At 62.5% G+C, this 26,582-nt stretch carries 16 protein-coding genes and 1 rRNA gene; 6 read left to right on the top strand and 11 right to left on the bottom strand.

From position 1 onward, the window contains the following. Positions 1-106: 106 nt before the first annotated feature. From CLAM6_RS15260 to CLAM6_RS15270, 3 genes are all read right to left on the bottom strand, one after another. Positions 107-1,647, bottom strand: a 16S ribosomal RNA gene (locus CLAM6_RS15260). Positions 1,648-2,254: 607 nt separating this feature from the next. Continuing rightward, positions 2,255-3,241 carry a uroporphyrinogen-III C-methyltransferase gene (gene cobA, locus CLAM6_RS15265; protein WP_242007698.1) on the bottom strand — a complete coding sequence of 329 codons (987 nt, stop codon included), beginning with the start codon at positions 3,239-3,241 and terminating at the stop codon, positions 2,255-2,257. Further along, the gene (locus CLAM6_RS15270) at positions 3,210-6,074 is read right to left on the bottom strand and encodes a nitrate reductase (protein ID WP_153636551.1); all 2,865 of its coding nucleotides are present in this window, start codon (positions 6,072-6,074) and stop codon (positions 3,210-3,212) included. The genes cobA and CLAM6_RS15270 overlap by 32 nt, the downstream gene beginning before the upstream one ends. Positions 6,075-6,915: 841 nt before the next feature. Here CLAM6_RS15270 and CLAM6_RS15275 point away from each other — a divergent pair. The 3 genes from CLAM6_RS15275 to nirD are packed head-to-tail and all read left to right on the top strand — an operon-like array spanning position 6,916 to position 11,464. Then, a complete protein-coding gene (locus CLAM6_RS15275; protein ID WP_153636552.1) occupies positions 6,916-8,349 on the top strand; it encodes an NAD(P)/FAD-dependent oxidoreductase in 1,434 nt (477 codons plus the stop codon). Beyond that, entirely contained in the window at positions 8,346-11,003 is a 2,658-nt protein-coding gene (nirB, locus tag CLAM6_RS15280) for a nitrite reductase large subunit NirB (protein ID WP_153636553.1), read from the top strand. Before CLAM6_RS15275 ends, nirB begins: the two co-directional genes overlap by 4 nt. Next, positions 11,000-11,464 (top strand): nitrite reductase small subunit NirD, encoded by a 465-nt coding sequence (gene nirD, locus CLAM6_RS15285; RefSeq protein ID WP_153636554.1) that lies wholly within the window; start codon positions 11,000-11,002, stop codon positions 11,462-11,464. The genes nirB and nirD overlap by 4 nt, the downstream gene beginning before the upstream one ends. Before the next feature lie 496 nt (positions 11,465-11,960). Here nirD and CLAM6_RS15290 read toward each other — a convergent pair whose 3' ends face one another. The 6 genes from CLAM6_RS15290 to CLAM6_RS15315 all read right to left on the bottom strand — a co-directional run bounded on the left by CLAM6_RS15290 (position 11,961) and on the right by CLAM6_RS15315 (position 19,027). After that, on the bottom strand, positions 11,961-12,890 hold the full coding sequence (locus CLAM6_RS15290; protein ID WP_197738769.1) for a branched-chain amino acid ABC transporter permease: 930 nt from the start codon (positions 12,888-12,890) through the stop codon (positions 11,961-11,963). Between the two features lie 73 nt (positions 12,891-12,963). Further along, positions 12,964-13,851 carry a branched-chain amino acid ABC transporter permease gene (locus CLAM6_RS15295; RefSeq protein WP_043334657.1) on the bottom strand — a complete coding sequence of 296 codons (888 nt, stop codon included), beginning with the start codon at positions 13,849-13,851 and terminating at the stop codon, positions 12,964-12,966. Between the two features lie 107 nt (positions 13,852-13,958). Further along, the gene (locus tag CLAM6_RS15300; protein ID WP_153636989.1) at positions 13,959-15,140 is read right to left on the bottom strand and encodes an ABC transporter substrate-binding protein; all 1,182 of its coding nucleotides are present in this window, start codon (positions 15,138-15,140) and stop codon (positions 13,959-13,961) included. A gap of 281 nt (positions 15,141-15,421) precedes the next feature. Next, a complete protein-coding gene (locus CLAM6_RS15305) occupies positions 15,422-16,225 on the bottom strand; it encodes an ABC transporter ATP-binding protein (RefSeq protein ID WP_153636556.1) in 804 nt (267 codons plus the stop codon). Continuing rightward, a complete protein-coding gene (locus tag CLAM6_RS15310) occupies positions 16,222-17,055 on the bottom strand; it encodes an ABC transporter ATP-binding protein (RefSeq protein WP_052384708.1) in 834 nt (277 codons plus the stop codon). Before CLAM6_RS15310 ends, CLAM6_RS15305 begins: the two co-directional genes overlap by 4 nt. 589 nt (positions 17,056-17,644) lie before the next feature. Beyond that, positions 17,645-19,027 (bottom strand): L-serine ammonia-lyase, encoded by a 1,383-nt coding sequence (locus tag CLAM6_RS15315; protein WP_153636557.1) that lies wholly within the window; start codon positions 19,025-19,027, stop codon positions 17,645-17,647. A gap of 264 nt (positions 19,028-19,291) precedes the next feature. Between CLAM6_RS15315 and CLAM6_RS15320 the strand changes: the two genes are divergently transcribed. The 3 genes from CLAM6_RS15320 (at position 19,292) to CLAM6_RS15330 (ending at position 21,931) form a co-directional block, all read left to right on the top strand. Next, a complete protein-coding gene (locus CLAM6_RS15320) occupies positions 19,292-20,302 on the top strand; it encodes a LysR substrate-binding domain-containing protein (protein WP_131432742.1) in 1,011 nt (336 codons plus the stop codon). Positions 20,303-20,455: 153 nt separating this feature from the next. Further along, a complete protein-coding gene (locus CLAM6_RS15325) occupies positions 20,456-21,190 on the top strand; it encodes a hypothetical protein (protein WP_107335965.1) in 735 nt (244 codons plus the stop codon). 414 nt (positions 21,191-21,604) lie between these two features. Continuing rightward, on the top strand, positions 21,605-21,931 hold the full coding sequence (locus tag CLAM6_RS15330) for a hypothetical protein (RefSeq protein WP_153636558.1): 327 nt from the start codon (positions 21,605-21,607) through the stop codon (positions 21,929-21,931). A gap of 209 nt (positions 21,932-22,140) precedes the next feature. Here CLAM6_RS15330 and rpoD read toward each other — a convergent pair whose 3' ends face one another. Beyond that, positions 22,141-23,979: an RNA polymerase sigma factor RpoD gene (rpoD, locus tag CLAM6_RS15335; RefSeq protein WP_043334650.1), complete on the bottom strand. Its 1,839-nt coding sequence runs from the start codon at positions 23,977-23,979 to the stop codon at positions 22,141-22,143. 326 nt (positions 23,980-24,305) lie between these two features. After that, positions 24,306-26,402, bottom strand: coding sequence for a DNA primase (gene dnaG, locus CLAM6_RS15340; protein WP_153636559.1), 2,097 nt, complete (start codon positions 26,400-26,402; stop codon positions 24,306-24,308). Positions 26,403-26,582 lie beyond the last annotated feature (180 nt).

Genomic DNA, 26,582 nt, shown 5'->3' on the forward strand with positions numbered 1-26,582 from the left:
AGTGAGAAGCGCGCTCTGATGAGCACGCTTGCCACTGCCGGCTAAGCCAGCAATAAGATCAGGTAATTCGTTGTGAGCACTTGCCGCGAGCAGTAGACAGTGTCGATAAGGAGGTGATCCAGCCCCAGGTTCCCCTAGGGCTACCTTGTTACGACTTCACCCCAGTCATGAACCACACCGTGGTGATCGCCCTCCCGAAGGTTAGGCTAACCACTTCTGGTGCAGTCCACTCCCATGGTGTGACGGGCGGTGTGTACAAGGCCCGGGAACGTATTCACCGTGGCATTCTGATCCACGATTACTAGCGATTCCGACTTCATGGAGTCGAGTTGCAGACTCCAATCCGGACTGAGGCAAGCTTTATGGGATTGGCTCCACTTCGCAGTATTGCAACCCTTTGTACTTGCCATTGTAGCACGTGTGTAGCCCTACCCGTAAGGGCCATGATGACTTGACGTCGTCCCCACCTTCCTCCGGTTTGTCACCGGCAGTCTCCTTAGAGTTCCCGACATTACTCGCTGGCAAATAAGGATAGGGGTTGCGCTCGTTACGGGACTTAACCCAACATTTCACAACACGAGCTGACGACAGCCATGCAGCACCTGTCTCAGAGTTCCCGAAGGCACCAATCCATCTCTGGAAAGTCCTCTGGATGTCAAGGGTAGGTAAGGTTCTTCGCGTTGCATCGAATTAAACCACATGCTCCACCGCTTGTGCGGGCCCCCGTCAATTCATTTGAGTTTTAACCTTGCGGCCGTACTCCCCAGGCGGTCAACTTATTGCGTTAGCTGCGCCACTAAGTCCTCAAGGGACCCAACGGCTAGTTGACATCGTTTACGGCGTGGACTACCAGGGTATCTAATCCTGTTTGCTACCCACGCTTTCGCACCTCAGTGTCAGTGTCAGTCCAGAAGGCCGCCTTCGCCACTGGTATTCCTCCCGATCTCTACGCATTTCACCGCTACACCGGGAATTCTACCTTCCTCTCCTGCACTCTAGCCAAGCAGTTCCAGATGCCGTTCCCAGGTTGAGCCCGGGGCTTTCACACCTGGCTGACTTAGCCACCTACGCGCGCTTTACGCCCAGTAATTCCGATTAACGCTTGCACCCTCCGTATTACCGCGGCTGCTGGCACGGAGTTAGCCGGTGCTTCTTCTGCGAGTGATGTCTTTCCTCGAGAGTATTAATCCCAAGGCGTTCTTCCTCGCTGAAAGTGCTTTACAACCCGAAGGCCTTCTTCACACACGCGGCATGGCTGGATCAGGCTTTCGCCCATTGTCCAATATTCCCCACTGCTGCCTCCCGTAGGAGTCTGGGCCGTGTCTCAGTCCCAGTGTGGCTGATCATCCTCTCAGACCAGCTACGGATCGTCGCCTTGGTGAGCCATTACCTCACCAACAAGCTAATCCGACATGGGCTCATCCGATAGCGCAAGGTCCGAAGATCCCCTGCTTTCTCCCGTAGGACGTATGCGGTATTAGCCTGAGTTTCCCCAGGTTGTCCCCCACTATCGGGCAGATTCCCATGCATTACTCACCCGTCCGCCGCTCGACGCCTCCTAGCAAGCTAGGATCGTTTCCGCTCGACTTGCATGTGTTAAGCCTGCCGCCAGCGTTCAATCTGAGCCATGATCAAACTCTTCAGTTGAAAGCTTGATAGTCTGTTAAGCAGACCAAACTTGGTTCAGAGTCAAACTTCTCGTGAGAGGCTTGCTCCGATATTTGGTGACCTTGTCACCACTCATCGGCAAGCGCTCACACGAATTACCTGATCAAATTTTTAAAGAGCGTCGCTGTTAAGCGAGGAGGCATATTCTACCCGGAACGCTTGAGAAGTCAAGCACTTGATGATGAGTCCGTCGACTGCCTCTAAGCATCATCAAGCGGTGAGGAGCGTTGCTCGATCACCTGTTCCGTAAGGAGTGCAGCGTATTCTAGCGAATCGCCCGGAATTGTCAATCGATGATTTCGAAGCGGACTTCAAAACATCAAGCAAAACAATCACCTGCAAACCTCTTCCACCGCTGGTAACGCCATGCGTCCCCGGCAGCGGATGCGTACTTTACGCACGAACCGCCGTGAGGGCAAGGGCTTTTTGGCCACAATGTCCAAAACAGTGCAAAACGGGCCTATGCACTTAATCTAGCGCCAACAGGACGACATCTATAATGGGTTCAAGATGGGAGCCCTCTATACAGCCACTTCATTTACCGGCGCTTTCAGTACCACTCCATCAAGCGCACCTCCCCCCCCTCTCAACAAGCTTCTTCAAAAGCTTCCCTGCAAGACATGTGAGCCTCTGCCTGCGCGACGGCATCGGCCAGCTCACTCTCTCGCCCCGCCGCCATCTGGCAGACACTGCCCACGATGATCAGGCAGGGTGTCGGCAATGGATGCTCGGCCAGACGACTCACCATATTGCCGAGCGAGCCGTGAAGCGTCTGCTGCTCGGGAAGGCTGGCATTGGCGACCAGCATCATCGGCCAGTCCGCCGGCAGTCCATGACGCTGTAACTCATCACAGATCACCTCGAGACGATTGAGCCCCATATAGAAGAGAAGCGTTTCATCGCGACGCGCCAGCTGCTGCCATTCAGGTTGCTCGCTCTTGCTGCAGAGCTGAGCGGTCACGAAACGCAGACGCTGTGCATGCGCCCTATCCGTCAATGGCATCCCCAGAGCGGCAGCCGCACCGGAAGCCGCGGTGATGCCCGGCACGATATGACGCGTGATGGCGGCATCATCGAGGGCCGCGAGCTCTTCCCCCATGCGGCCGAAGACACCGGGGTCACCGCCCTTGAGGCGCACGACTCGCATGCCCTCCCCTGCCAGGCGCACCATCAGCGCGCCGATCTCATCCTGCGGCACACTATGATTGCCGCAGGCCTTGCCGACGTAGTAGCGCTCACAGTGAACCGGTAGCTGAGCGAGAATCTCATCGCCGACCAGGCGGTCATAGACCACCGCATCCGCGGCATTCAGCATTCGCCAAGCCTTGAGCGTCATCAGGTCCGGGTCCCCCGGCCCCGCGCCCACCAGCGCGACCTGCCCCGGAAGAAACGCCTCCCAGGCGGGAGAAATCCCGTTGGCATCGCTGCGCGTTGGCGCATGCCGATTCTCGCCACGCCACTCGCGCCGCGACACCAGGCCGTCGGTCAGCCGTGCCATGAGAATCCCGAGAGACTCTGCACTGCTGGATACCGACATCAGGTCACGCCATTTCCAACGAATCAGTCCGCTCATCGGATCGCTCCTCTTCCACAAGACGTTTGAGTTCAGGCAGGCAGGAACCGCAGCGAGTGCCGCAGGCCAGTCGCGCGCCCAGGGCTTCCACGGAACCGTCACCGGACTGGATGGCCTGGCGAATGGTCAGCTCGCCGACCTGATGACAGGCGCAGACCATCGCCCCGACATCCGCCTGCCCGGAGAGACGGCCGGCCAGCAGGCTGCGCCGCTCATGCGCGGAGAGCTGCTCTGATGTGAAGCACTCGCCCAGCCAGGCGATATTGGGTTGGCGATCGAGGTATGCGTCACCCGGCATCACCTTCAGCCACCAGACAAGACGCCCATCACGAAAGCCCGCTGCGCTGATGCCACCCTGGGCGGCGTCCTGTGCCCAGAGCCCCGCCGGGACACCCAGATGGCTTTCGCACCAATGCTGCCAATCCGGCTGGCCCTGACCTGCCAGCTGGTAGCGCACCAATGCCGATTGCGGAATACGCGCCCAGTAGCGTCCATCGAGCTGGGCCACGGCATCCGCCAGATCCTCACGCCCGGCCAGGATGGAGGGGGCGATCAATAAGGTGGCCTGCCACTCGCACGGCAATGACTCGACCTCGACCGCGCCATGCTTGGATTCCGGCTGACCGGAGAAGGGATCGACGAGCCCCGCCAGCAGCGCACCGGCGCGGGCATGACTCGCGAAGTGGTCGCTCCAGTGCATCGGAATGAATACCTCCCCGCGACGCTGACCACTGCTGATGCGGACGCGAGCCCGATAATCTCCACGCAGCCCGCCCTGCTCATCACGCCCCTTGAGCTGCGCGAGACCGCCATCCTGCAAGCCACGAGTCGCCGCATCCTGCGGATGGAGCTCCACGAAAGGCTCGGCCCGGTGATTCATCAGGCGAGCACTGCGCGCGGTGCGCGTCATGGTGTGCCACTGATCACGAATACGCCCGGTATTGAGGCGCAGCGGCGCCGCATCGCTCAGCGCCTGTTGCGGCAATTGCGGTACTACGGGCACCAGGCGGGCGCGCCCATTGGGGGTATTGAAGGTGGCATCCTCGAACAGGCGCGGCGTGCCGATCAGCTCGCCCTTGTCCCCGCGGCGTACCGGCCACTGGATCGGCTTGAGCGCGTCGTAACCCGCGCGATCCAGCTCCGCCAACGGCGCGATGTTGAACAGGCGCTTGACCGAGGAAGTCGCCGATGGCTTGCGACCGGCCTTGAGACGCGGCGCAGAATTGCGAAACCCCGAGAGGCGGGCGTGCTCACGAAAGATCGCGTGGGGCCCCGAGTAGTCGAAAGCCTTATGAAAGCCCATGCGCTTGCCGACCTCCGCCAGCTGCCACCAGTCATGACGCGCCTCGCCCGGCGGAGTGAGCAGGCCACGCTGGCGCGAGATGCAGCGCTCGGAGTTGGTGACGGTGCCATCCTTCTCGCTCCAGCTGCTGGCCGGCAGCACCACATCGGCGTACGCCAGAGTGTCACTGTCGGCCATGCACTCGGAGACGATCACCAGCGGGCAGGCCGCCAGCGCTGCACGCACTCGTGCGCTATCCGGCAGGCTCACCGCCGGGTTGGTCGCCATGATCCACAGCGCCTTGATTTCGCCACGCCCCAGCGCCGCGAACAGCTCGACCGCCTTGTGACCAGGCCCCTCGGGCAGGTTCGGTGCCTGCCAGAACTCGCTGACCAGCGCCCGCGCACCCGGCGTGTCGTAATCCATATGTGCCGCCAGCTGGTTCGCCAGGCCACCGACTTCGCGGCCGCCCATCGCATTGGGCTGCCCGGTGATGGAGAACGGCCCCGCCCCCGGCAGCCCGATCTTGCCGCCTGCCAGATGGCAATTGATGATCGCATTGCCCTTGTCGGTGCCACTGGTCGATTGATTCACGCCCTGGGAGAACAGCGTGACCACGTGCAGCTGGGTGGCAAACCAGTAATAGAAGGTCTCGAGACGCTCCACATCGATATCGCAATCCCGCGCAATCGCGGAAAGCGAGCAATCGTCACGCTTCGCCTGCTTGATTGCCGCATCGAAACCCTGGGTGTGGGCCTCCAGATAGAGGCGATCGGTGCGTCCGCGCTCGGCCATATAGGCCAGCAAGCCATTGAAGAGGCGCGCGTCGCTACCGGGGCGAATGCCCAGATACAGGTCCGCGATCTCGCAGCTGTCGGTCAGGCGCGGGTCGATCACCACGATACGCAGCAAGGGATTGTCGATACGCGCCTGCTTGAGGCGCTGGAACAGCACCGGGTGATTCCAGGCCAGATTGCTGCCGACCAGCACCACCAGCTCGGCACGCTCGAGATCCTCGTAGCTGCAAGGCACGGCGTCTGCCCCGAAGGCACGCTTGTGCGCCACGACCGCCGAGGCCATGCACAGCCGCGAATTGGTATCCAGGTGCGGCGTACCGATGAAGCCCTTGAACAGCTTGTTGGCGAGGTAATAGTCCTCGGTCAACAGCTGCCCCGACAGATAGGCGGCGATGCTGTCACCACCATGGGTGCTGCGCAGCTCACCGAAGCGAGCGGCGATCAGCTCCAGTGCCGTATCCCAGCTCACCTCTCGCAGCACGCCTGCGGCATCGCGTATCTGAGGCTGCGTCAGACGGCCGCTGGATGACAGTGTCTCGGCAAGCGCAGACCCCTTGACGCACAGACGCCCGTAATTGGCCGGATGGTCGTTGTCGCCGCTGACGGCGGTGATCCTGCGCTTGAGCTCACCGCTCTCCTGCGCCCGGGTTTCCAGCTCAAGTGACACGCCACACCCGACACCGCAATACGGGCAGGTCGTCGAGGCGCTACAGGGGGAAGACTCACTTGTGCTCTGGGGCTTGCTGGCCTGCATCGACATCACTCCCTGGTGCAGTAAGCATGAAAAAAGGCGCCTGATGACCCGCCACGTAATGTGCGGTCATCAGGCGCCTTTGCCTGTCGTTGTCAGTCCTGGTCTGCCCTGCAGACTGACAATGGAAACTGATGGTGGATACGATCTCGTCATGCCGATGGGTGCGCAATCTCGTCTTCGAGACGTCGACATGGCGTGCATGATTGAAGAGCCGCCGTTGGCCGGTTCACGAGTCTCGCAACAGTGAAGCTTGCCGAGTCACGAACCCTCAATCAGGTATCACACCAATGACCTGATAGACGCACTTAACAGACCAACCCTGACCAATCATCAGAAATAACAATCACTTGGCCGTCATAAGCTACCGAAGCAGGAGGCGAACAGCGCGAGACGGCCAGCGCCAGTCACCGCTGACGCACCAGCCATGTGCATCAGCGCATGCGACTGCACCAATCCCTGCCTTGATGCCTCCCTGAACCGCGACCGGCTCGACCATGCCAGGACCTCGCCTCGAGTATCTGCAACTGCAAGTGAATGAAAAATAGCGGCTTTCTCTGAAGCGGCACCGAATTCGCCTGAGTATCGGCAGGTTGGGTCAATGACGACCCCGAATCGCAGGTCTCGCAGCGCATCACTCCGATGAGTGACATGCAGCAGCCAACGGTCCGCCAGACCTGCCGCAGTTGTGGGTGACAGCGACATCGTCACCTGACACTGCAACTCGCTATCCAATGCTTAGCCCTCATCTTCCAGGCAAAGGCGCCTGCTTGACGTCGTGATCATCACGGCGGCAAGCAGGCGCTTTTTTTATGCGTCCAGAACGTCAGCGCAAGGAGGCAGAATGCATCCGTCATCTACCACCCGCGAGCCTACGCCAGCACTGGTCATCATCGGCCACGGCATGGCGGCGCAGAAGCTGTTGGAACAGCTGGTCTCGCTGAGCCCTGATCAGCAGCTGCCCTGGCCGGTCACGGTGATCGGCGAGGAGCCCCACCTCCCCTACAACCGCATTCAGCTCTCGCCGCTATTGGCCGGCGAGACACGAACCGAAGGCCTGATCAGCCAGCAGGCCGACTGGTTCTCGCGGCACGGCATTACACGAATCAGCGGCGACCCCGTCAGCCAGATCGATCGCACCGCCCGCTGTGTCGAGACCGCCAGCGGCGACCGAATCCCCTATCAGCGGCTGGTGATCGCGACCGGCTCACGCCCGGCGCTGCCCCTGCCTCTGCCCGCTCACCTGCCAGAGGCGTCGTCCGCCAATGACTGGCCGCCGGGACTGATGGGCTTTCGCGATCTGAAGGATGTCGAGCAGATGCAGGCCGCCTGTCTTGCCGGACGGCAGGAGGGCGCCGGCGCACTGGTCATCGGCGGCGGGCTGCTAGGGCTCGAGGCCGCCGAGGGCCTGCGCAAGGGTGGCCTTGAGGTGACGCTGCTGCAGCGCAGCGAGCGCCTGATGAACCGTCAACTGGATGAGGTCGCGGCCGGACTGCTGGAGCAGGAGCTTCGCGAGCGTGGCCTCGACATCATCACTGGCGCGCACCTCGAAGAGTGGCTCGAGTCCCCGGCGGGCCGCATCAGCGGCGTGCGCCTCAAGGATGGCCGCGAACTTCACGCCGGACTGACCATCGCCGCCACCGGCATTCGCCCCGAAATCGAGCTTGCGCGTGCTTCAGGGCTGGCCTGTCAGCGCGCCATCCAGGTCGATGGCCATCTGCTCACGAGCGATCCGCACATTCACGCGCTGGGCGAATGCTGTGAGGTGGCTGGCGAGACCTTCGGCCTGATCGAGCCCATCTGGGCACAGATCGAAGTGCTCGCCCGCCAGCTTCTCGCGCAACCGACTCCGCCCTATCGCAATGCGCCACTGGCGACGCGCCTAAAGGTCAGCGGCATCGACCTTTACAGCTGCGGCGAGCTTGCCCCCCAGCCGAATGACGAGGTGCTGGTCTATCAGGACCACGCCCTGGGCGACTACCGCCGACTGCTGCTGCGCGAGGAGCGCCTGGTCGGCGTGGTGCTCTACGGCGACGTCAGTGCCGGCAACGCCCTGTTCGAAGCGCTCAAGGCCGGCACGCCACTGGCCCGGATTCGCGAAGACCTTCTGCTGATGCCGGCAGAAGCCCTGGCAGGACTGACCCAGGACGGCCCGCCGACGGCGCCCGATGACCCCAGCGGCAAGCCGGGCACTCAAGACATGACAGACCAGCATCGTGATCGCGACACCACAGACAAGACCGACAACACCCCTGACACCTTCGAGGAGGCCGCATGAAACACCTGATCATCATCGGCAATGGCATGGTTGGCCATCACTGCGTCGAGCAGCTGATCGCACTGGGTGCCACCGCGCACTACCAGATTCATGTCTTCGGCGAAGAACGCCACATCGCCTACGACCGCGTGCATCTCTCGGAGTATTTCACCGGGCGTGATGCCGAATCTCTCGCGCTCGGCACCGCCGACGACTACCGCAAGGCGGGCGTCACCCTGCACCTCGACGAGTGTGTCACCGCCATCGACCGCGATGGCGGCCATGTCATCACCACGCGCGGGCGCTACCCCTACGACAGCCTGGTGCTGGCGACCGGCTCGACCCCCTTCGTGCCGCCCATCCAGGGCCTCGGTGAGCCGGGAAGCGAGGCCGCCGCCAGCAATCGTCTGGTCTACCGCACCCTGGAGGATCTTGATCAGATTCGCGCTGCCGCCGATGGCAAGACACATGGCGTGGTGGTCGGCGGTGGCCTGCTGGGGCTGGAAGCCGCCAATGCCCTCAAGTCACTCGGCCTGGAAGCGCATGTCGTCGAATTCGCGCCACGCCTGATGCCGGTGCAGCTGGATGAGGATGGCGGCCTTGCGCTCAAGCAACACATCACTGCGCTGGGCGTGGGGGTGCACCTCAATCGCGCCACCACCGACATCGTGCCCGGCGAGCACCACCAGTGGCGGATGAACTTCTCCGATGGCGAGCATCTGGAGACCGACCTGATCGTGTTCTCTGCCGGCATCCGCCCTCAGGACGCGCTGGCACGCAGCGCCAGCCTCGAGATCGGCGAGCGCGGCGGCATCATCATCGATGACGAATGCCGCACCTCAGACCCGGAAATCTTCGCCATCGGCGAGTGCGCCCTGTGGCAATCGCGCATCTTCGGTCTGGTCGCGCCGGGCTATCAGATGGCCCGCGGCGTGGCGTCCCTGCTGGCCGCCAGCGCTGGCGATGCCGCAAGCGCCTCTCAGGAGAGCTTCCGCTTCCAGGGCGCCGACATGTCCACCAAGCTCAAGCTGCTGGGCGTGGATGTCGGCTCCATCGGTGACGCACACGGCAAAACCGAGGGCGCGATCAGCTATCGCTACTGTGACGAGGCCGACGGCGTCTATCGCCGCCTGATCGTCTCGCGGGACCGCAAGCAGGTGCTGGGCGCGGTACTGATCGGCGACAACTCGCGCTACGACACCCTGCTGCAGTACGTCACCAACGGCATCACGGCACCCAAGGACCCGGCGGCACTCATCCTGCCGGATGCCAGTGGCGAAGCCATCACGCTGGGCGCGGATGCCCTGCCCGACAGCGCCACGCTGTGCTCCTGCCACAACGTCTCCAAGGGCGATGTCTGCAGCGCCATCGATGCCGGCAACAGTGATCTGGGCGCCATCAAGGCCTGCACCAAGGCCAGCACCGGCTGCGGAGGCTGTGCGGCGCTGCTCAAGAAGGTAGTGGATGCCGAGCTGGAAAGTCGTGGCGTCGAGGTCGACCGCTCACTGTGCGAGCACTTCGCGCACACGCGTCAGGAGCTCTACTCGCTGGTGCGCGTCGAAGGCATCGAGACCTTCGCCGAGCTGATGGCCAGCCACGGCCGCCATCCGGATGCCCTGGGCTGTGAGATCTGCAAGCCGGCGGTGGGCTCGATTCTGGCCTCGTGCTGGAACGCGCCGATCACCGAGTCCTCGCACATTCCGCTGCAGGACACCAATGACACCTTCATGGCCAACATGCAGAAGAACGGTACCTATTCCGTGGTGCCGCGCATCCCCGGCGGCGAAATCACGCCGGACAAGCTGATCGCCATCGGTGAGATCGGCAAGCGCTACAACCTCTATACCAAGATCACCGGCGGCCAGCGCATCGACCTCTTCGGTGCCCAGCTACATGAACTGCCGGACATCTGGAGCGAGCTGATCGCCGCCGGCTTCGAGACCGGTCACGCCTATGGCAAGTCCACCCGCACGGTGAAATCCTGCATCGGCAGCACCTGGTGTCGCTATGGCGTGCAGGACAGCATGGCGATGGCGCTGACGCTGGAAGACCGTTACAAGGGCCTGCGTTCCCCGCACAAGCTCAAGTTCGCCGTCTCCGGCTGCACCCGTGAATGCGCCGAGGCCCAGAGCAAGGATGTCGGCGTGATCGCCACCGAGAACGGCTGGAACCTCTACGTCTGCGGCAACGGCGGCATGCGCCCGCGTCATGCCGAGCTGTTCGCGACCGACCTGGATGACGAGAGCCTGATCCGCACCATCGACCGCTTCCTGATGTTCTACATCCGCACCGCCGACCGCCTGCAGCGCACCTCCGTCTGGCGCGAGGGCCTCGAAGGCGGCCTCGACTATCTGAAAGAGGTGATTCTCGAGGACAGTCTGGGGCTCGGCGAGACCCTCGAAGAGCAGATGCAGCAGGTGGTGGACCGCTATGAATGCGAATGGGCCAATGCGCTCAAGAGCCCCGAGAAACTCAAGCGCTTCCGCAGCTACGTGAATGACCAGCGCCCGGACCCTGACGTGGTCAATATCGTCGAGCGCGACCAGATTCGCCCCGCCAGCCGCGATGAACTGGCCAGTGGCAATCTGATCATCAGCGACGGTGGCGCCCGCGAAGCAGTGGCAGAACATCAACCTCAGTCAACGACCCACCTGGCCACGGAGGTACGCTCATGACATCGCCTGCACTCGCCACGACATCTACCGATCCGCTCTCCAGCCCGTCCTTTACAACACAGGACACCTCTGCCGCGGCACAGACGCCGCTACGCTGGGTGACACTCTGCCAGCGCGAGGACCTGGTGCCGGGCTCCGGCGTGGCCGCCTGGCTTGAGGCGGACGGCCAGGCCCGCCAGATCGCCCTGTTCACGCTGCCGGCCACAGCCGACAGCGATGACCTCACGCTGTTCGCCATCGACCATCATGATCCGGTGTCAGGCGCCAACGTGATTGCCCGCGGCCTGCTGGGTGATCACGCCGGAGAGCCGCTGGTGATCTCGCCACTCTACAAGCAGCGCTATCGACTCAGTGATGGCCAATGCCTGGACGACGACACACTCGCATTGACGGTGTGGCCTGTGCGTCTGGCAGGCGGCGAGGTACAGGTACAGTGCCAGCGGGCAGACGATGCCTGCTAGCCACACCCGCTATCCACACCCGCTATCCACACCCGCAAGCCACATAAGTTATTGATGACGTACGGATATGCTCGAAAAACGGCACGCATTTGGTGCACAACCATGCTGCAACGCACCATGAATCGCCCAGCAGCGCGCACGCCGCGAGCCATCTGACCGCCACTTGGCAGCCCACAAACAGGCACCAATACCTCAAGCCATTGTTTTTATTGGGAATACCAAAAAGCTGGCATCGAGCATGCAATCTATACAGCGAGATGGCAAATGGCGGCTATCTCGCATGGCGTGCTCATTGCTGAGTCGAGGATCCGGGACCGGCGTATCCCCCTCGATATACAATGGCATTTAAGTCCACCCTATTTGGGGTGGACTTTTTTTATGCCTGAAGTCATCGGCAAGTCATTGATGTCTTTGCTTCAGAGCACGATGGGCCGCTCACTCCTTCTTGTTGATCTCCCTTCGTGCTTCTCGCTTTTCCTTCTCGCCGCCTCGCCACTCATTTATCTTCCCGCTGCTGACGACGCGCGATCCAGCGCTGACATTCCCCGATGATGCCGCTGCGGAAGCTGAGCACGCAGACCACGAAGATGGCGCCAAGAATCACTCTGACCCAATCCCCCAGCGCGGATTGCGCCAACTGGTGCTGCAGCCCGATGACCAGCCCGGAGCCCACCAGTGGCCCGAGCAGCGTGCCGACGCCGCCCAGCAACGTCATCAGAATCACCTCCCCCGACATGTGCCAGCTGGCATCACCCAGCGAGGCGAGCTGGAACACCAGCGTCTTGGTCGCTCCCGCCAGGCCTGCCAGCCCCGCCGACAGCACGAAGGCCACCAGCTTGTAGGCATCGGTGTGATAGCCCAGCGAGATGGCGCGCGGTTCATTCTCGCGGATGGCCTTCAGCACCTGACCAAAGGGGGAATGCACCACGCGCCGGATCAGGGCAAAGGCCGCCACGAAGATCGCGAACACGAAGTAATAGAGGGTGTGGTTGTTCGCCAGATCGAACACGCCGAACAGCTCACCGCGCGGCACGCCATGCAGGCCATCTTCCCCGTGGGTGAACGGCGCCTGGATGAAGAAGAAGAACATCATCTGGGCCAGGGCCAGCGTGATCATCGCGAAGTAGATGCCCTGCCGCCGGATGGCCAGCGCCCCGAACAGCGTCCCCAGCACTACCGCGCCGAGCGTACCGGCCACGATGCCCAGCGCCGGACTCAGGCCCGGGTATTCCGCGAGCAAGAAGCCGGTGATATAGGCGCCCGTGGCCAGGAAGGCGGCATGCCCGAAGGACAGCAGCCCCACGAAGCCGAGCAGCAGATTGAAGGCGCTGGCGAACAGCGCAAAGCACAGAATCTTCATCAGAAAGACGGGATAGGCGACCCAGGGTGCCAACAACCCGAGCAGGAACAGCACGAGATACAGCATGCTCAGCGGGGTGATTCTGCGCGGCGCGCTGCCTGCACGCGCGGCCTGGTGATCCTGTTGCAGTACGGCCATGTCAGGCCTCCTTTCCGAACAGCCCGGCAGGGCGAAGCATCAATACCATCACCATCACCACGAAGATCACGGTATTGGCGGCCTCGGGATAGAACACCTTGGTCAGCCCCTCGATCAGCCCCATCGCGAGCCCGGTGAGGATGGCGCCGAGAATCGAGCCCATCCCGCCGATGACCACCACCGCGAACACCACGATCAGCAGACTCGAGCCCATGGTCGGCGAGACGGGATACAGGGGCGCGGCCAGCACGCCGGCGAAGGCGGCAAGCGCCACGCCGAGTCCGTAGGTCAGCGACACCATCAAGGGCACATTGATGCCGAAGGCCTGTACCAGCTCCGGGTTCTCGGTTCCCGCGCGCAGATAGGCACCGAGGCGCGTGCGCTCGATCAGGAACCAGACTCCGAAGCAGACCACCAACGCCGCCACCAGCACCCAGGCGCGGTAGGTGGGCAGGAACATGAAGCTCAGCTTGAAGCCGCCACTCAACGCCTCGGGGATCGGATAGCTCGACCCCGAGACACCGAACAGATTCACCAGCGTGCCCTCGAAGATCAGCGCCAGCCCGAAGGTCAGTAACAGACCATAGAGGTGATCAAGATGCTGGATGCGCCGCAGCAGCAGACGCTCGACCACGATGCCCAGGGCCCCTACCACCAGCGGCACCACGATCAGCGCCGTCCAGTAGTTGAGCCCCAGATATTGCGCTCCCAGCAGCGCCGCGAAGGCGCCCAGCATGTACTGGGCACCATGCGCGAAGTTGATGATGCGCAACAGACCGAAGATCACCGCCAGCCCAAGGCTCAGCAATGCATAGAAGGCACCGTTGATCAGCCCCAGCATCAGCTGGCCGAACAGCACCATCAGGGGTATTCCAAAAATCATGGTCATCCGCACATTCCTTTTCAGCGCCCATTCGCGTCAGCCGCTCGGCGCTGCCGATCATCCGACCGGCAGCGCCATGTCATACGCCTCAGCGACTCGACTGACGTTCGGCTTCAGCCCTTGACCAGCTCGCACTGGCTGTCCGCCAGCGGTCGGTAGGCTTCAGCGCCGGGAATGGTGCGGATCACGTCATAGACATCCCACTCGCCTTGGGATTCGGAGGGCGCCTTGACCTTGACCAGATACATGTCGTGCACCATGCGCCCATCGGCACGGATGGTGCCGTTGTTGGCGAACATGTCGTTGACCGGCGTCTCACCCATTCTGGCGCGCACGATGGCGGTGTCATCGCTGCCGGTGGCCGCGACCGCATTCAGGTAATGCAGGGTGCTGGAGTAGATGCCGGCCTGCACCATGGTCGGCATGCGCTCATTGCGCTCGTGATAGCGCTGGGACCAGGCGCGTGTCTCGTCATTGAGGTCCCAGTACCAGCCGGTGGTGAGCTGCAACCCCTGCGCCACCTCAAGCCCCAGGGCATGCACGTCATTGAGGAAGATCAACAGCCCCGCCAGCGACTGCCCGGCCTGCACCACGCCGAACTGGCTCGCCGTGGTCAGCGCGTTGACGGTGTCCGACCCGGCATTGGCCAGCCCGACGATCTTGGCCCCGGAACCCTGCGCCTGCAGGATGTAGGAGGAGAAATCACTGGTCGGGAATGGATGACGTACCTTGCCGACGATGGTACCGCCATTCTCGTTCACCACTTTTTCCACATCGCCTTCCAGGGCATGACCGAAGGCGTAGTCCGCGGTCAGCAGGAACCAGCTGTCGCCGCCTTCATCGACGATCGCCTTGGCCGTGCCGTGCGCCAGCGGATAGGTGTCATACACCCAGTGGACATGATTGGGCGTGCAATGCTCATTGGTGATGCTGGAAGCCGCCGAGCCGGAGACGATACCCAGCGTGTCCTGTTCGGCGAGAATCCGCGTCACCGCGATGCTCACCGATGAGGCCACCAGCCCGGCGACCATGTCGACATTCTGCTGATCGATCCAGCCGCGCACCGTATTGGCACCGACATCGGCACTGTTGCGGTCATCGGCACTCAATACCTCGATCGGCATGCCGTTGACGCTGCCGCCGAAGTCCTCGACGGCCATCTTGAGCGCATCGAGGCCGCCCGGGCCTGCCAGGTCACGATAGATGCCCGACATGTCGGCCAGATAGCCGATCTTGATCACGCCATCGCTGATATCGGCCTGCGCGATTCCCGCCGACAGCAGTGACCCCATCATGAGCGCGGACAGCGGCAACAGGCGCCGGCGAGTGGCCGCCGTGATGCAGCGTGACAACGGTGACGCGGCAGGGGTGGCGTTGGATGAAACGGTGGCGTTGGATGAAACGGTGGCGTTGGATGTAGCAGTGGCGTTGGATGAAGCGGTGGCGTGCATGACATCTCCAGACCGGATTACCCGGCAATATTGTGATTGTTGTGGCGAGACGTACGGACTTCAGATTGGCGAGTGCAAGGCTGTGCATGGCGGCCAGCCCTGTGCAGCTCAGCCCGAGCGGGAGCTCAGACCCCCAGTACCTTGTGCAGATATTCGTGGCGGGCCGGCAATTCGGCCGCGCTGATCTCTTCCAGAATGGTGCCGTGCTCCATCAGGTAATGACGGTCGGCCAGCGGTGCGGCAAAGCGGAAGTTCTGCTCCACCAGCACGATGGTCATGCCGCGCGCCTTCAGCATCATCAGCACTTCGGCCAGCTTCTGGTTGATGACCGGCGCCAGACCCTCGGTGATCTCATCCAGCAGCAACAGGTCCGCCCCGGTGCGCAGGATGCGCGCCAACGCCAGCATCTGCTGCTCGCCACCGGAGAGGCGCGTGCCCTGACTGGTGCGCCGCTCATGCAGATTGGGGAACAGCGCATAGAGCTCGTCCAGCGACATGCCCTGGCCCTGGCCCTGGCCCTGGCTCCGGCCCTGGTCATGTCCTGTGCTCCTGACCAGCGGTGGCAGCAGCAGATTTTCCTCGACGCTCAGGCTGGCGAAGATGCCACGCTCCTCGGGGCAGAAGCCGACACCGAGATGGGCGATGCGATGCGGCGCCAACCCCATGCTGTCCTGCCCCTTGATGAGGATCTCGCCGCTGCGCCGGCCGACCATGTTCATGATCGCGCGCAGCGTGCTGCTGCGTCCGGCCCCGTTGCGACCCAGCAAGGTCACCAGCTCGCCGCGCCGCACCGTCATGTTGACGCCATGCAGCACATGGGACTCGCCATACCAGGCGTTCAGCTCGCGCAGGCAGAGCTGCTCTTCCCCCAGCGGCGAGTCGGCCGCCGAGGCTTGCCTGTCCGTCGCCTGCTCCATAACCACCGTCATGAAACCTCCTTGTGCTCATCCGCCGTGGACTCGGGCGCTTCACTGCCCAGATACGCCTCGCGAACCTCGGGATTGGCCGACACACTGGCGTAGTCGCCTTCCGCCAGCACCCGCCCGCGCGCCAGCACGCTGATGCGATCGCACAGACGGCTGACCACGCTCAGATTGTGCTCGACCATCAGCACCGTACGGCCCCGCGCCGCGACACGAATCAGCTCGACCACGCGGTCCACATCCTCGGCGCCCATGCCCTGGGTCGGCTCGTCCAGCAGCATCAGCGTGGGCTCAAGCGCCAGCGTGGTCGCCAGCTCCAGCGCGCGCTTGCGGCCATAGGGCAGACTGGCGGTCACACGGTGGGCATCATCGCGCAGCCCTACCTGCTCCAGCAGATGCAGCGCCTGCTCGTTCAGGCTGTCGAGGCTGCGTTCCGGCTTCCAGAAATGAAACGAGGTGCCCTGGGGGCGTTGCAGGGCGACCCGCACGTTCTCGAGCACCGTCATCTGGGAAAACACTGCCGATATCTGGAAGGAGCGCACCAACCCCAGGCGCGCAATCTCATGCGACTTCATGCGAGTGATGGATTTGCCGCGATAGAGAATCTCGCCGCGGGTAGCCGGCAGAAAGCGCGTCAGCAGATTGAAGACTGTCGTCTTGCCGGCGCCATTGGGGCCGATGAGGGCATGGATATGCCCTTCCTGCACCTGGAGATTGACGTCATCGACGGCCGTGAAACCCCGAAAGTCCTTGCTCAAGCCACGCGTCTCGAGAATCGGGGCTGTCGCTGATGCGCCCCCGCTGGCACGCGGCCCCTGAATGGGCGGTGATGGCATGTCAGTACTCCGTCCTGACCGGCAAGCCGGTGGTCTGTGTCTTCCAAGAGACATGAGGGCTGTTCGTCAGCGCGGATGCCCGCAACATCGCGGCTCGTCATCGGCACGCAGCATCAACAGGCACTATCCACAGGCCCTTGATATGCGGCATCGTTGCGATCAGCGCAACTGACGTTAACGTAAACTAGAATAGCGAGAGGCGCGCTGCCAGCAGCAAGCGCGCTCACTCGACCAATAGCCGATATATCAGCGACTTCTTTACAACGCAGCCCTCCCGAGACATCTCGAGGCCGGCAGATTCCCCCACCAGCCCGAGCCGAACCGTCGAGATGAGCGCTATTTCCGCCATAAAAAAAGACGCCTGTCCGTCGCGGAATACCGCGCCGAAGAGGCGTCAACGAGGGTTGCCGAGATCATGACCTCTGGCCGGAGATCATGTACCTGACAAGAGACAACGGGTTTGGCCGGAGGCGGCTGGCCTCCGGCGGAAAGTCATGGCAGTTCGACTCAGATTCACATCACACAGGTTCATATCGCACAGGTTCTATTCAGTCAGAGCCGGTGAACCTGTCAGTGGCCACTAGGCGCATCAGCATTCGATGGCGTTGACCGCGAGACCGCCCTTGGAGGTCTCCTTGTACTTGTCCTGCATGTCGCGGCCGGTGTCACGCATGGTGCGGATCGCCTTGTCCAGCGAGACGAAGTGATCGCCATCGCCACACATCGCCATCTGGGCGGCATTGATCGCCTTGACCGAGGCAATCGCATTGCGCTCGATGCAGGGAATCTGCACCAGGCCGCCGATCGGGTCACAGGTCAGTCCCAGGTTGTGTTCGAGACCGATTTCCGCCGCGTTCTCGACCTGCTCCGGCGTCGCGCCCATCAGCTCGGCAAGCCCGGCGGCCGCCATGGCGCAGGCGGAACCCACCTCGCCCTGACAGCCGACTTCCGCGCCGGAGATGGAGGCGTTCTTCTTGCACAGGATGCCCACCGAGGCTGCCGTGAGCAGGAAATCGACCACGTCTTCCTCGCGAGCATCTTCCTGGAATTTCATGTAATAGCTGAGCACCGCCGGAATGATGCCGGCCGCGCCATTGGTCGGCGCCGTCACCATGCGACCACCGGCCGCGTTCTCTTCATTGACCGCCAGCGCGAACAGGTTGACCCAGTCCATCGCCGAGAAGGTCGAGGTGATGATCGACTTGCTGGATTCCACATCCAGCAGACGCGCATGCAGACGCTTGGCACGGCGCTTGACGTTGAGACCGCCGGGCAGCACGCCTTCGTGCGTCAGGCCGTTGTCGATGCACTCGTTCATCACTTCCCAGATGCGCCATAGCCCACGCCGCACCTGGGTCTCACTGCGCAGCGCACATTCGTTGGCCATCATCAGCTCGCTGATGCGCATCTTGTGCATGCGACACAGCGCCAGCAACTCATTGGCGGTGTTGAATTCGTACGGCAGACGCAGGCTTTCGTCTTCCAGCAGCGGGTCACGCGCGGCCTCGACTTCGTCGACCACGAAACCGCCGCCCACCGAGTAATAGACATTGCGATACAGCTCATCGCGATGGCCGTAGGCGATCAGACGCATGGCATTGGGGTGATACGGCAGCGGCGCATCGTGCCACTGCATGTCACGCACCCATACGAAGGGCACCGCGATGCGGTTGTCGAGCAGCAGTGTCTGGGATTCCAGCAGCTCTTCGATGCAGGGGTCGATGATCGCAGGGTCGATCGTTTCCGGCAGCTCGCCCATCAGGCCGAGGATGGTCGCCTTGTCGGTACCGTGGCCCACGCCGGTGGCAGACAGCGAACCATGCAATTGCACCTCGATGCGCGCCACGCGCTCCAGCTGGTCACGCGAGCGCAGGGTCTCGACGAACTGCGCGGCAGCACGCATCGGGCCGACGGTGTGCGAGCTGGAGGGGCCGACACCGACCTGGAAGAGATCAAATACACTGATGGACATGACAACACCTCATCTCGGAAACTCGCCGCGCCTGAGCGCCTGCCAGTGGATGAGGCAATGATGATGGATGGGGGCGGGACGCGACAAACCATAAATATTGGTCGTGGGTTTAGCCTGACTAAACCCTATGCATCAAAAACGGCGTAAACTATGCTCTTCGCGCCACCTTGTGCCCTGATGCCTTTAGCTATCACCACCATCTGTATCTGGCCATCGCGGCTTCTCCCTCACTATCTGCCTCCAGCGCTTGCATGAGACCCGCCCATGACGTCTTCCCTCGACAACACGCCTGGTACTGGCCCCGTCGTGCCGCCGACGGCGACCGGCACGCCCGCCACCACACCGAGCCTGCGCCACCTGAATGGTCAGACCCATGCCTGGCTGCAGGTCTTCGCCTGCGCCGCGCGTCACGGCTCCTTCACGCGTGCGGCGGAAGAACTGCACGTCACCACCGGCGCGGTGAGTCAGCAGATCAAGCAGCTGGAGGAGCGGCTGGGCTTCAAGCTGTTTCTGCGTCGTTCACGCGGACTCGAGCTGACAGGAGAAGGCGCGCGACTGGCGCGCGTGGTGGAGCAGTCCTATAGCGCGGTGGGACTGGAGGTCAAACGGCTGCGCAGCGGCTTGATGAGCGGTGTGCTCAGGTTGCGTTCGGTGCCGTCATTTCTCTCCAAATGGCTGGCGCCACGGCTGCCGCGCCTGCAGGCACGCTTTCCGGATATCGAGCTGCACGTGCGCGCAGAGGACAGTGACTCTCCGCTGCGCGAGGGTGATTTCGAGCTGGCGGTCGACCTCAACGACGGCCACTACCCGGGCATGCAGGTCACCGACCTGATGGAAGAGGAGATCTTCCCCGTCTGCCATCCCGGCCTGATGCGCGGCCGCCCGCCGCTGCGCAGCGCAGAGGACCTCGCCTGGTATCCGCTGCTGCACGACATCACCGCCTGGCGCGGCAGTCACGACCACGCCGAGTGGGAATTCTATCTGGCCAGCATCGGCGCGCCCGAGATCAACGTTCAGCGTGGCTATACCTTCAACCGCAACCACCTGTCGATGGAGGCTGCCATCGCCGGCATGGGAGTCGCGATGGCAAGGCGCACGCTGATCACCGACGAGCTGTCGCGCGGCACGCTGATCGCGCCCTTCGCGCAGCGGGTACTGACCGGCAAGCGCTATGTCATCGTCCATCCCCACGGCACCCTCGATGATGGCCGCATCCAGGCTGTGCATGACTGGATCGTCGAGGAAGCCGAGCGTGATCGGTTACGTCAGAGCTGACGAACATTTCCGCTCGGCGCAACATCGATGCTGAAATGGAATCTCACAGTTTTCTTACCAGAATATTAACTGAGCACCTTTGCATCGTTATAATGAGCAGGCAAACAACACCCTCACCCTGACAGGCAGTCCATGGACTGTCCGGAGAGTCCCTTGTCTCGCCTGACTTCGCATACCCAGCACCATAACGCTGTCCCGCTCCCCATCAGCGCCGAACAGCCGCTGTATGGGCGCAAGCCCACTTCGCTCTTCATGCAAGCCTGCCTGCGCCTGGCCATCTATGCGCCGCTGGTGGCCGCGATGATGTCGCTGGTCATGCATGATGCCCACCACTTCGGTGATGTCGGCTTCAGCGAAGCCAGCTGGACAGAACACATGCAGAGCACTCTGCTGGCGTTGAGCGCAGCCACCATGTGGCTGGTGCATTCACGCCTGCCGGACCTGCGCACCATCAGCCTGCTGCTGTTCGGCCTGTTCGCGGCGTCCCTGATCCGTGAGCAGGACGCCCTGCTCGACGGCATGATCGGCGATGGCAGCTGGCAGTTCCTGGTCAGCGTGGTCGCGATCCCGGTCATCATCGGCGTATGGCGCAACCGCAGCCGCTTCATTGCCGAGTTCGAGCACTTCGGACGCAGCTTCGCGTTCGGCCTGTTCGGCGCAGGCTTCCTGGCGACCTACGTCTTCTCACGCCTCTACGGCCGCTCGGAATTCTGGGAAACCCTGATGGGGGACTCCTACCTGCGTTCGGTCAAGAATGCCGCCGAGGAAGTCACCGAACTGTTCGGCTACACCCTGATGGCCATCGCCGTGATCGAGATCGTGCTGCTGGCGATCCGCATGGGCCGCCAGCGCCGCGCCCTGCTGCGTGAGCTCAACGCCAACGACTGAGCCCGGCAGCAAAACCCTCTTGCCGAGCTGCGAGCATGACCTGTCGCATGGCCGTCACTTCGCCCTGCCCCATGAAACAACGCAAAGTGACGTGACAAGACATGAAGCACAGCATGAAGCGCAAGAGACAGACAGACCCGTGACTCTCCCAAAAGCCGCTGCTCACCTGAGCCGCGGCTTTTTTTCGTTTCTACTCTCAACAGGCTCTGCTCAACAGTCTTCTCTCGACAGGCTGCGCTAGACAGGCGTCTCTCGATAGCCATTGCGCGAGGCACTGACGGAAAACGGCTGGACATCAAATGAGAATGATTATATTTTACTAAGCAGTGGATACAATTCAACTATCGCCACTGCCACAGGAAGGCACCGACAGGATCTTGACCGTGTCATGCCCTCATTCTCAAGGAGCCTCACATGCGCTGGTTCAGTAGCTACCGCTTGCACGGTCATAGTCTTGCCCCTCGTCTCCCGCAGCACAGCCTCATCATCAGCATGCGCTGGCCCAGTCGCTGGCGATTGACGCCCGGCGCCACCGTCGTGGTGGAGCACCCCAGGCTGGGCCAGCTGGTCAAGCGCCTGCATCGTATCGATGACAACGGCCGCCTGTGGCTACGCGGCGAGCACCCCGACGGCTTGAGCAGCGAGCAGATGGGGCCGGTCTCCCGTCAGTGCATCAAGGGCCGTGTCGTCTTCAGCGTGGCGGCAACGCCTTCGTCTCACCAGTTGCGCCACGGCGCCTGATAGCCCCCAGGGCACATCACGCAGCTCTGGAACGACGCAGTTCGAAGGTGGCAAGGTCCGTAAAGACAAGCCTGAAGGCGGCACAGCCCGTAGAGAAAGACCCGTAACGTAAAGCCCACAAACGACAACGCCCGCCCCCATTCGCATGGGGGCGGGCGTTATCTTGTCAACGGGGCCAGCAGTCGAGGCGCGGCCCCGAGCGCTTCAGATCACTCTTCCATGAAGGAACGCAGTGACTCGGAGCGTGACGGGTGACGCAGCTTGCGCAGCGCCTTCGCTTCGATCTGACGGATACGCTCACGGGTGACATCGAACTGCTTGCCGACTTCCTCGAGGGTATGGTCGGTGTTCATGTCGATACCGAAACGCATGCGCAGCACCTTGGCTTCACGTGCGGTCAGGCCGGACAGGATGCCACGGGTCGCTTCGATCAGACCTTCGCCGGTGGCGGAGTCGATCGGCGAGACCATGGTGCCGTCCTCGATGAAGTCACCCAGGTGCGAATCATCATCGTCACCGATCGGCGTCTCCATGGAGATGGGCTCCTTGGCGATCTTGAGCACGCGACGCACCTTGTCTTCCGGCATCTCGAGGCGTTCGCCCAGCTCTTCCGGCGTCGGCTCGCGACCCATTTCCTGCAGCATCTGACGCGAGACACGGTTCAGCTTGTTGATGGTCTCGATCATGTGCACCGGAATACGGATGGTGCGCGCCTGATCCGCGATGGAGCGAGTGATCGCCTGACGGATCCACCAGGTGGCGTAGGTCGAGAACTTGTAACCACGACGGTACTCGAACTTGTCCACGGCCTTCATCAGACCGATGTTGCCTTCCTGGATGAGATCCAGGAACTGCAGACCACGGTTGGTGTACTTCTTGGCGATGGAGATGACCAGACGCAGGTTGGCCTCGACCATTTCCTTCTTGGCACGACGCGCCTTGGCTTCACCGATCGACAGGCGACGGTTCACTTCCTTGAGCTCGCTGACCGGCAGCTGGACCATGTCCTGCTCGAAGGCGATCTTGCGCTGGGCACGCAGCACGTCGGCACGGAACGGCTCGAGCTTGTCGGCGTACTTCTTGCTGCCACCGATGAAGCTGTCGAACCAGTCCATGTCGGACTCGTGGCCCGGGAAGGCCTTGATGAAGCTCTTGCGAGGCACCTTGCCGCGCTTGACGAAGATCTGCAGGATGACCTTTTCCTGCTCGCGCACCTGCTCGACGGACACGCGAACCTGACCGACCAGACGCTCGAAGTGCTTGGGCACCAGCTTGATCGGCGAGAACAGCTCGGCAAGACGATCCTGCTCGGCTTTCGCCTCGGCAGAGCCGGAACCGTACTTCTCGATGGCGGCCTTGGTCGCCTCGTTCTGCTCACGGATCTGCTCGAAGCGGACGCGGGCCAGCTCGGGGTCCGGGCCACCTTCAGAGGCGGAATCGTCGTCTTCGTCTTCGTCGCCTTCGGACTCTTCGCCCTCGGGAATCTCTTCGACTTCCTCGACTTCGACTTCAGCGACACCCGGCACGCCTTCGTCAGGATCGATGAAACCGGAGAAGAGATCGGACAGACGTCCGCCGTCTTCGCCCAGAGTGCCGTCGTAGGCTTCCAGGATGGAGTCGACTGCCCCCGGCAAGAATGCCAGCGACGACATCACCTCACGCGTGCCCTCCTCGATCCGCTTGGCGATCTTGATTTCGCCTTCGCGGGTCAGGAGTTCCACGGTGCCCATCTCACGCATGTACATGCGGACGGGGTCGGTGGTGCGTCCCACATCGCTTTCCACCGCGGCGAGGGCGGCAACGGCCTCTTCGGCGGCAGACTCGTCAGTGGAGGAATCAGACATCATCAAGGTATCGGCATCGGGCGCTTCTTCCGCGACCTTGATGCCCATATCGTTGATCATGCTGATGATGTCTTCCACCTGTTCGGGATCAGCGATATCCTCGGGCAGGTGATCGTTGACCTCGGCATAGGTCAGGTAACCCTGTTCCTTGCCGCGCGCGATCAACTCCTTGAGACGCGACTGCTGCTGCGCATTACCAGCCATAGAACCCCTATCTCGACGAAGAAGAATGAAGCACCTGGACGCGACGCGGCTCAGCGAGTGAGCATGGCGCCGGTATAGGGACGAAGAGAGCATCAAGCGCACCAGTATAGCGTGCCATCAGGAGATGCTGCCAGCGGCGTATTTGCCGGACCATCCAGGTGTGTTAGCGTTATCGGTTACGTTGCGGCAGTCCGCATCGGGAGCTACCTCATTAAATAGTGGGCATGAGTGCGTCTTTCAAGGCCATGGGGCGTATTTTCCTGCGCCATCGCCTCAGCTCTCACGGCATTTCCACCATTGTCGGCCTTCCTGGCACCGAGACTGCGTCAGCGCCGTGTTGCCAGCTCCATCAGCAGGGCCATCAGCCGCTGCTTCTCTTCTGCCGACAACTTCTCGCCACGCTTTTCCTTGGCCAGCAAGGCCTGATATTCCGCTTCCGGCGTGGTGCGCGCCTGCTGATGCTGGCAATGCTCCACCAGCCCCTTCAGCTCTTCGCTGCGCACGTCACGCGGAATCAGCAATTCGCGGGCCGCCAGCTGCTCAAGCCTCGGCCCCTGTGCGGTACCGAGGAAGTGCGCCAACAGCACCTGTGGCGAACGATACTGCCCCGCCTTCAAGAGACGCACCACATCGTTCAACAGCTGCGCATCCTCGCTGTCGGCCGGCTCGCCCGCTCCTTCGATCCACTCATTGGAGTCAGGCAGCTCGGCGACCAGCTGCGGCTCGTGCACCAGAAGATGCAACAGGCGCGTCAGCATGCTGACCGAGGTGCGCTTCTGAGACCTGGCCGGCGTCGCGCGCGAAGCTTGAGCGCCCTGGCCCGCAGGCATCTCGCCATGCGACTGCCAGTCATCCGGCTGCCAGCCATCGGGCTCGCTGTCGCCGAAGCCGGCATCTGCCATCGCCTCCAGCGACGACCACTCGTCCTGCGCGTCACTCAGCGTCGCGCCGTCCTGAGGACTGGCAGCGGGCGCTGAGCGCGGTGCCGAGTGTGTCGCGCCGGGCTGACGTTGTTGCGGTTGCGAACGCTGCTGTTGCTGAGGGTGCTGTCGTAGCTGCTGGTGCTGACGCAGCCGTGCCTGCTGAGCTTCACGCGCCGCGGCGCGCTCCACCAGCATGGCATCCAGCCGCTCACGCTCCAGACCACTGCGCCGCTCCAGCTCCTTGAGCAGCAGCGAGCGCAGCACCCCTTCGGGCACGCGCGAGATCCACTCCAGCGCCTGGGTCACGAACCGCTCGAGCTGCTCCATGCGCTTGAGGTCGCGTCCTTCCGCGGCCTGCTCGAACAGGAACTCGGAGAGCCCGGAGGCGCAGGTGACACGCTTCTCGAATGCCTCCTGACCCTCGCTGCGCACCAGGGAATCCGGGTCCTCGCCTTCCGGCAGGAACAGGAAGCGCGCCTGACGGCCATCGATCATGACCTCAAGCACGGTCTCCAGCGCGCGGCGCGCCGCCTGCCGACCGGCCTTGTCGCCGTCGAAGCAGAACACCACCTCATCGACCAGGCGATAGAGGCGCTTGAGGTGCTCCTCACTGGTCGCGGTGCCCAGGGTCGCGCAGGCATTGCGAATGCCGTACTGCGCCAGTGCCACCACGTCCATGTAGCCTTCGACGATCAGCATGCGTTCCAGCTTGCGATTCGCCTCACGGGCTTCAAACAGACCGTAGAGCTCGCGTCCCTTGTGGAAGACGGGAGTCTCGGGAGAATTCAGGTATTTGGGCTTGGCATCGCCCATCACGCGACCGCCGAAGGCGATGGTACGGCCTTTCCAGTCACGGATCGGGAACATCACGCGATCGCGGAAGCGGTCATAGCGGCGACCGCTTTCCTCGTGATGGATCAGCAGACCGTATTCGATCTGCACATCCTCGCTGACACCCAGCTTGCTCAGGTGATGCTTGAGGTGCTCCCAGCCTTCCGGCGCGAAGCCGATGCCGAAGTCGCGCATGACCTCACGCGACAGACCACGGCCTTCCAGATACTCACGTGCCGGCTGCGCGGCCGGTTCCGTCAGGCGCTGACGATAGAAGTCCGCGGCCGCCTCGAGCAGATTGACGCCCTCTTCGCGGGCCTGCTCGCGACGCTGGCGCTCACGGCGCTCGTGCGGACTCTGGTTGCCGCCTTCGCGAGGCACTTCAAGCGCCAGCCGCGAGGCCAGCTGCTCCACGGCCTCGGGGAACGGCAGGCGATCGAACTCCATCAGGAACTTGAGCGCACTACCGCTCGCCCCGCACCCGAAGCAGTGATAGAACTGCTTGTCCGGGATGACGTTGAACGAGGGAGAGTTTTCCTGATGGAACGGGCAGAGGCCGACATAGCTCTTGCCGGCCTTCTTCAGCTGGACGCGCTCACCCACCACCTCGACCACGTCGGTGCGGGCCAGCAGATCGTCAATGAAGCCTTGGGGGATGAGACCAGCCATGATTCGCCAGAAGTCGTGGAAAAACGGACTGACCGCAAGATAGTGTCGGCTCAGCAAAGTGAGCGGCTACCTTCGGGTCAGGCCATTCCTCGAGTTAGCGACATGCGCCAGGCAACGGCACACGGCTCGAGAACAAACGGACCACTAGAGACAAAAACAAGCGGCCACCGTGAGGCAGCC

The organism is Cobetia sp. AM6, from assembly GCF_009617955.1.
Lineage (GTDB): Bacteria > Pseudomonadota > Gammaproteobacteria > Pseudomonadales > Halomonadaceae > Cobetia > Cobetia amphilecti.

Excerpts from the sequence above, each read along its gene's own strand:
- CLAM6_RS15270 (WP_153636551.1), bottom strand. The coding sequence starts at position 6,074 with ATGCAGGCCAGCAAGCCCCAGAGCACAAGTGAGTCTTCCCCCTGTAGC.
- CLAM6_RS15290 (WP_197738769.1), bottom strand. The coding sequence starts at position 12,890 with ATGCTGTATCTCGTGCTGTTCCTGCTCGGGTTGTTGGCACCCTGGGTC.
- CLAM6_RS15330 (WP_153636558.1), top strand. The coding sequence starts at position 21,605 with ATGCGCTGGTTCAGTAGCTACCGCTTGCACGGTCATAGTCTTGCCCCT.
- CLAM6_RS15300 (WP_153636989.1), bottom strand. The coding sequence starts at position 15,140 with ATGATGGGGTCACTGCTGTCGGCGGGAATCGCGCAGGCCGATATCAGC.
- cobA (WP_242007698.1), bottom strand. The coding sequence starts at position 3,241 with ATGAGCGGACTGATTCGTTGGAAATGGCGTGACCTGATGTCGGTATCC.
- dnaG (WP_153636559.1), bottom strand. The coding sequence starts at position 26,402 with ATGGCTGGTCTCATCCCCCAAGGCTTCATTGACGATCTGCTGGCCCGC.
- CLAM6_RS15275 (WP_153636552.1), top strand. The coding sequence starts at position 6,916 with ATGCATCCGTCATCTACCACCCGCGAGCCTACGCCAGCACTGGTCATC.
- rpoD (WP_043334650.1), bottom strand. The coding sequence starts at position 23,979 with ATGGCTGGTAATGCGCAGCAGCAGTCGCGTCTCAAGGAGTTGATCGCG.
- nirB (WP_153636553.1), top strand. The coding sequence starts at position 8,346 with ATGAAACACCTGATCATCATCGGCAATGGCATGGTTGGCCATCACTGC.
- CLAM6_RS15295 (WP_043334657.1), bottom strand. The coding sequence starts at position 13,851 with ATGACCATGATTTTTGGAATACCCCTGATGGTGCTGTTCGGCCAGCTG.
- CLAM6_RS15305 (WP_153636556.1), bottom strand. The coding sequence starts at position 16,225 with ATGACGGTGGTTATGGAGCAGGCGACGGACAGGCAAGCCTCGGCGGCC.
- CLAM6_RS15320 (WP_131432742.1), top strand. The coding sequence starts at position 19,292 with ATGACGTCTTCCCTCGACAACACGCCTGGTACTGGCCCCGTCGTGCCG.
- nirD (WP_153636554.1), top strand. The coding sequence starts at position 11,000 with ATGACATCGCCTGCACTCGCCACGACATCTACCGATCCGCTCTCCAGC.
- CLAM6_RS15315 (WP_153636557.1), bottom strand. The coding sequence starts at position 19,027 with ATGTCCATCAGTGTATTTGATCTCTTCCAGGTCGGTGTCGGCCCCTCC.
- CLAM6_RS15310 (WP_052384708.1), bottom strand. The coding sequence starts at position 17,055 with ATGCCATCACCGCCCATTCAGGGGCCGCGTGCCAGCGGGGGCGCATCA.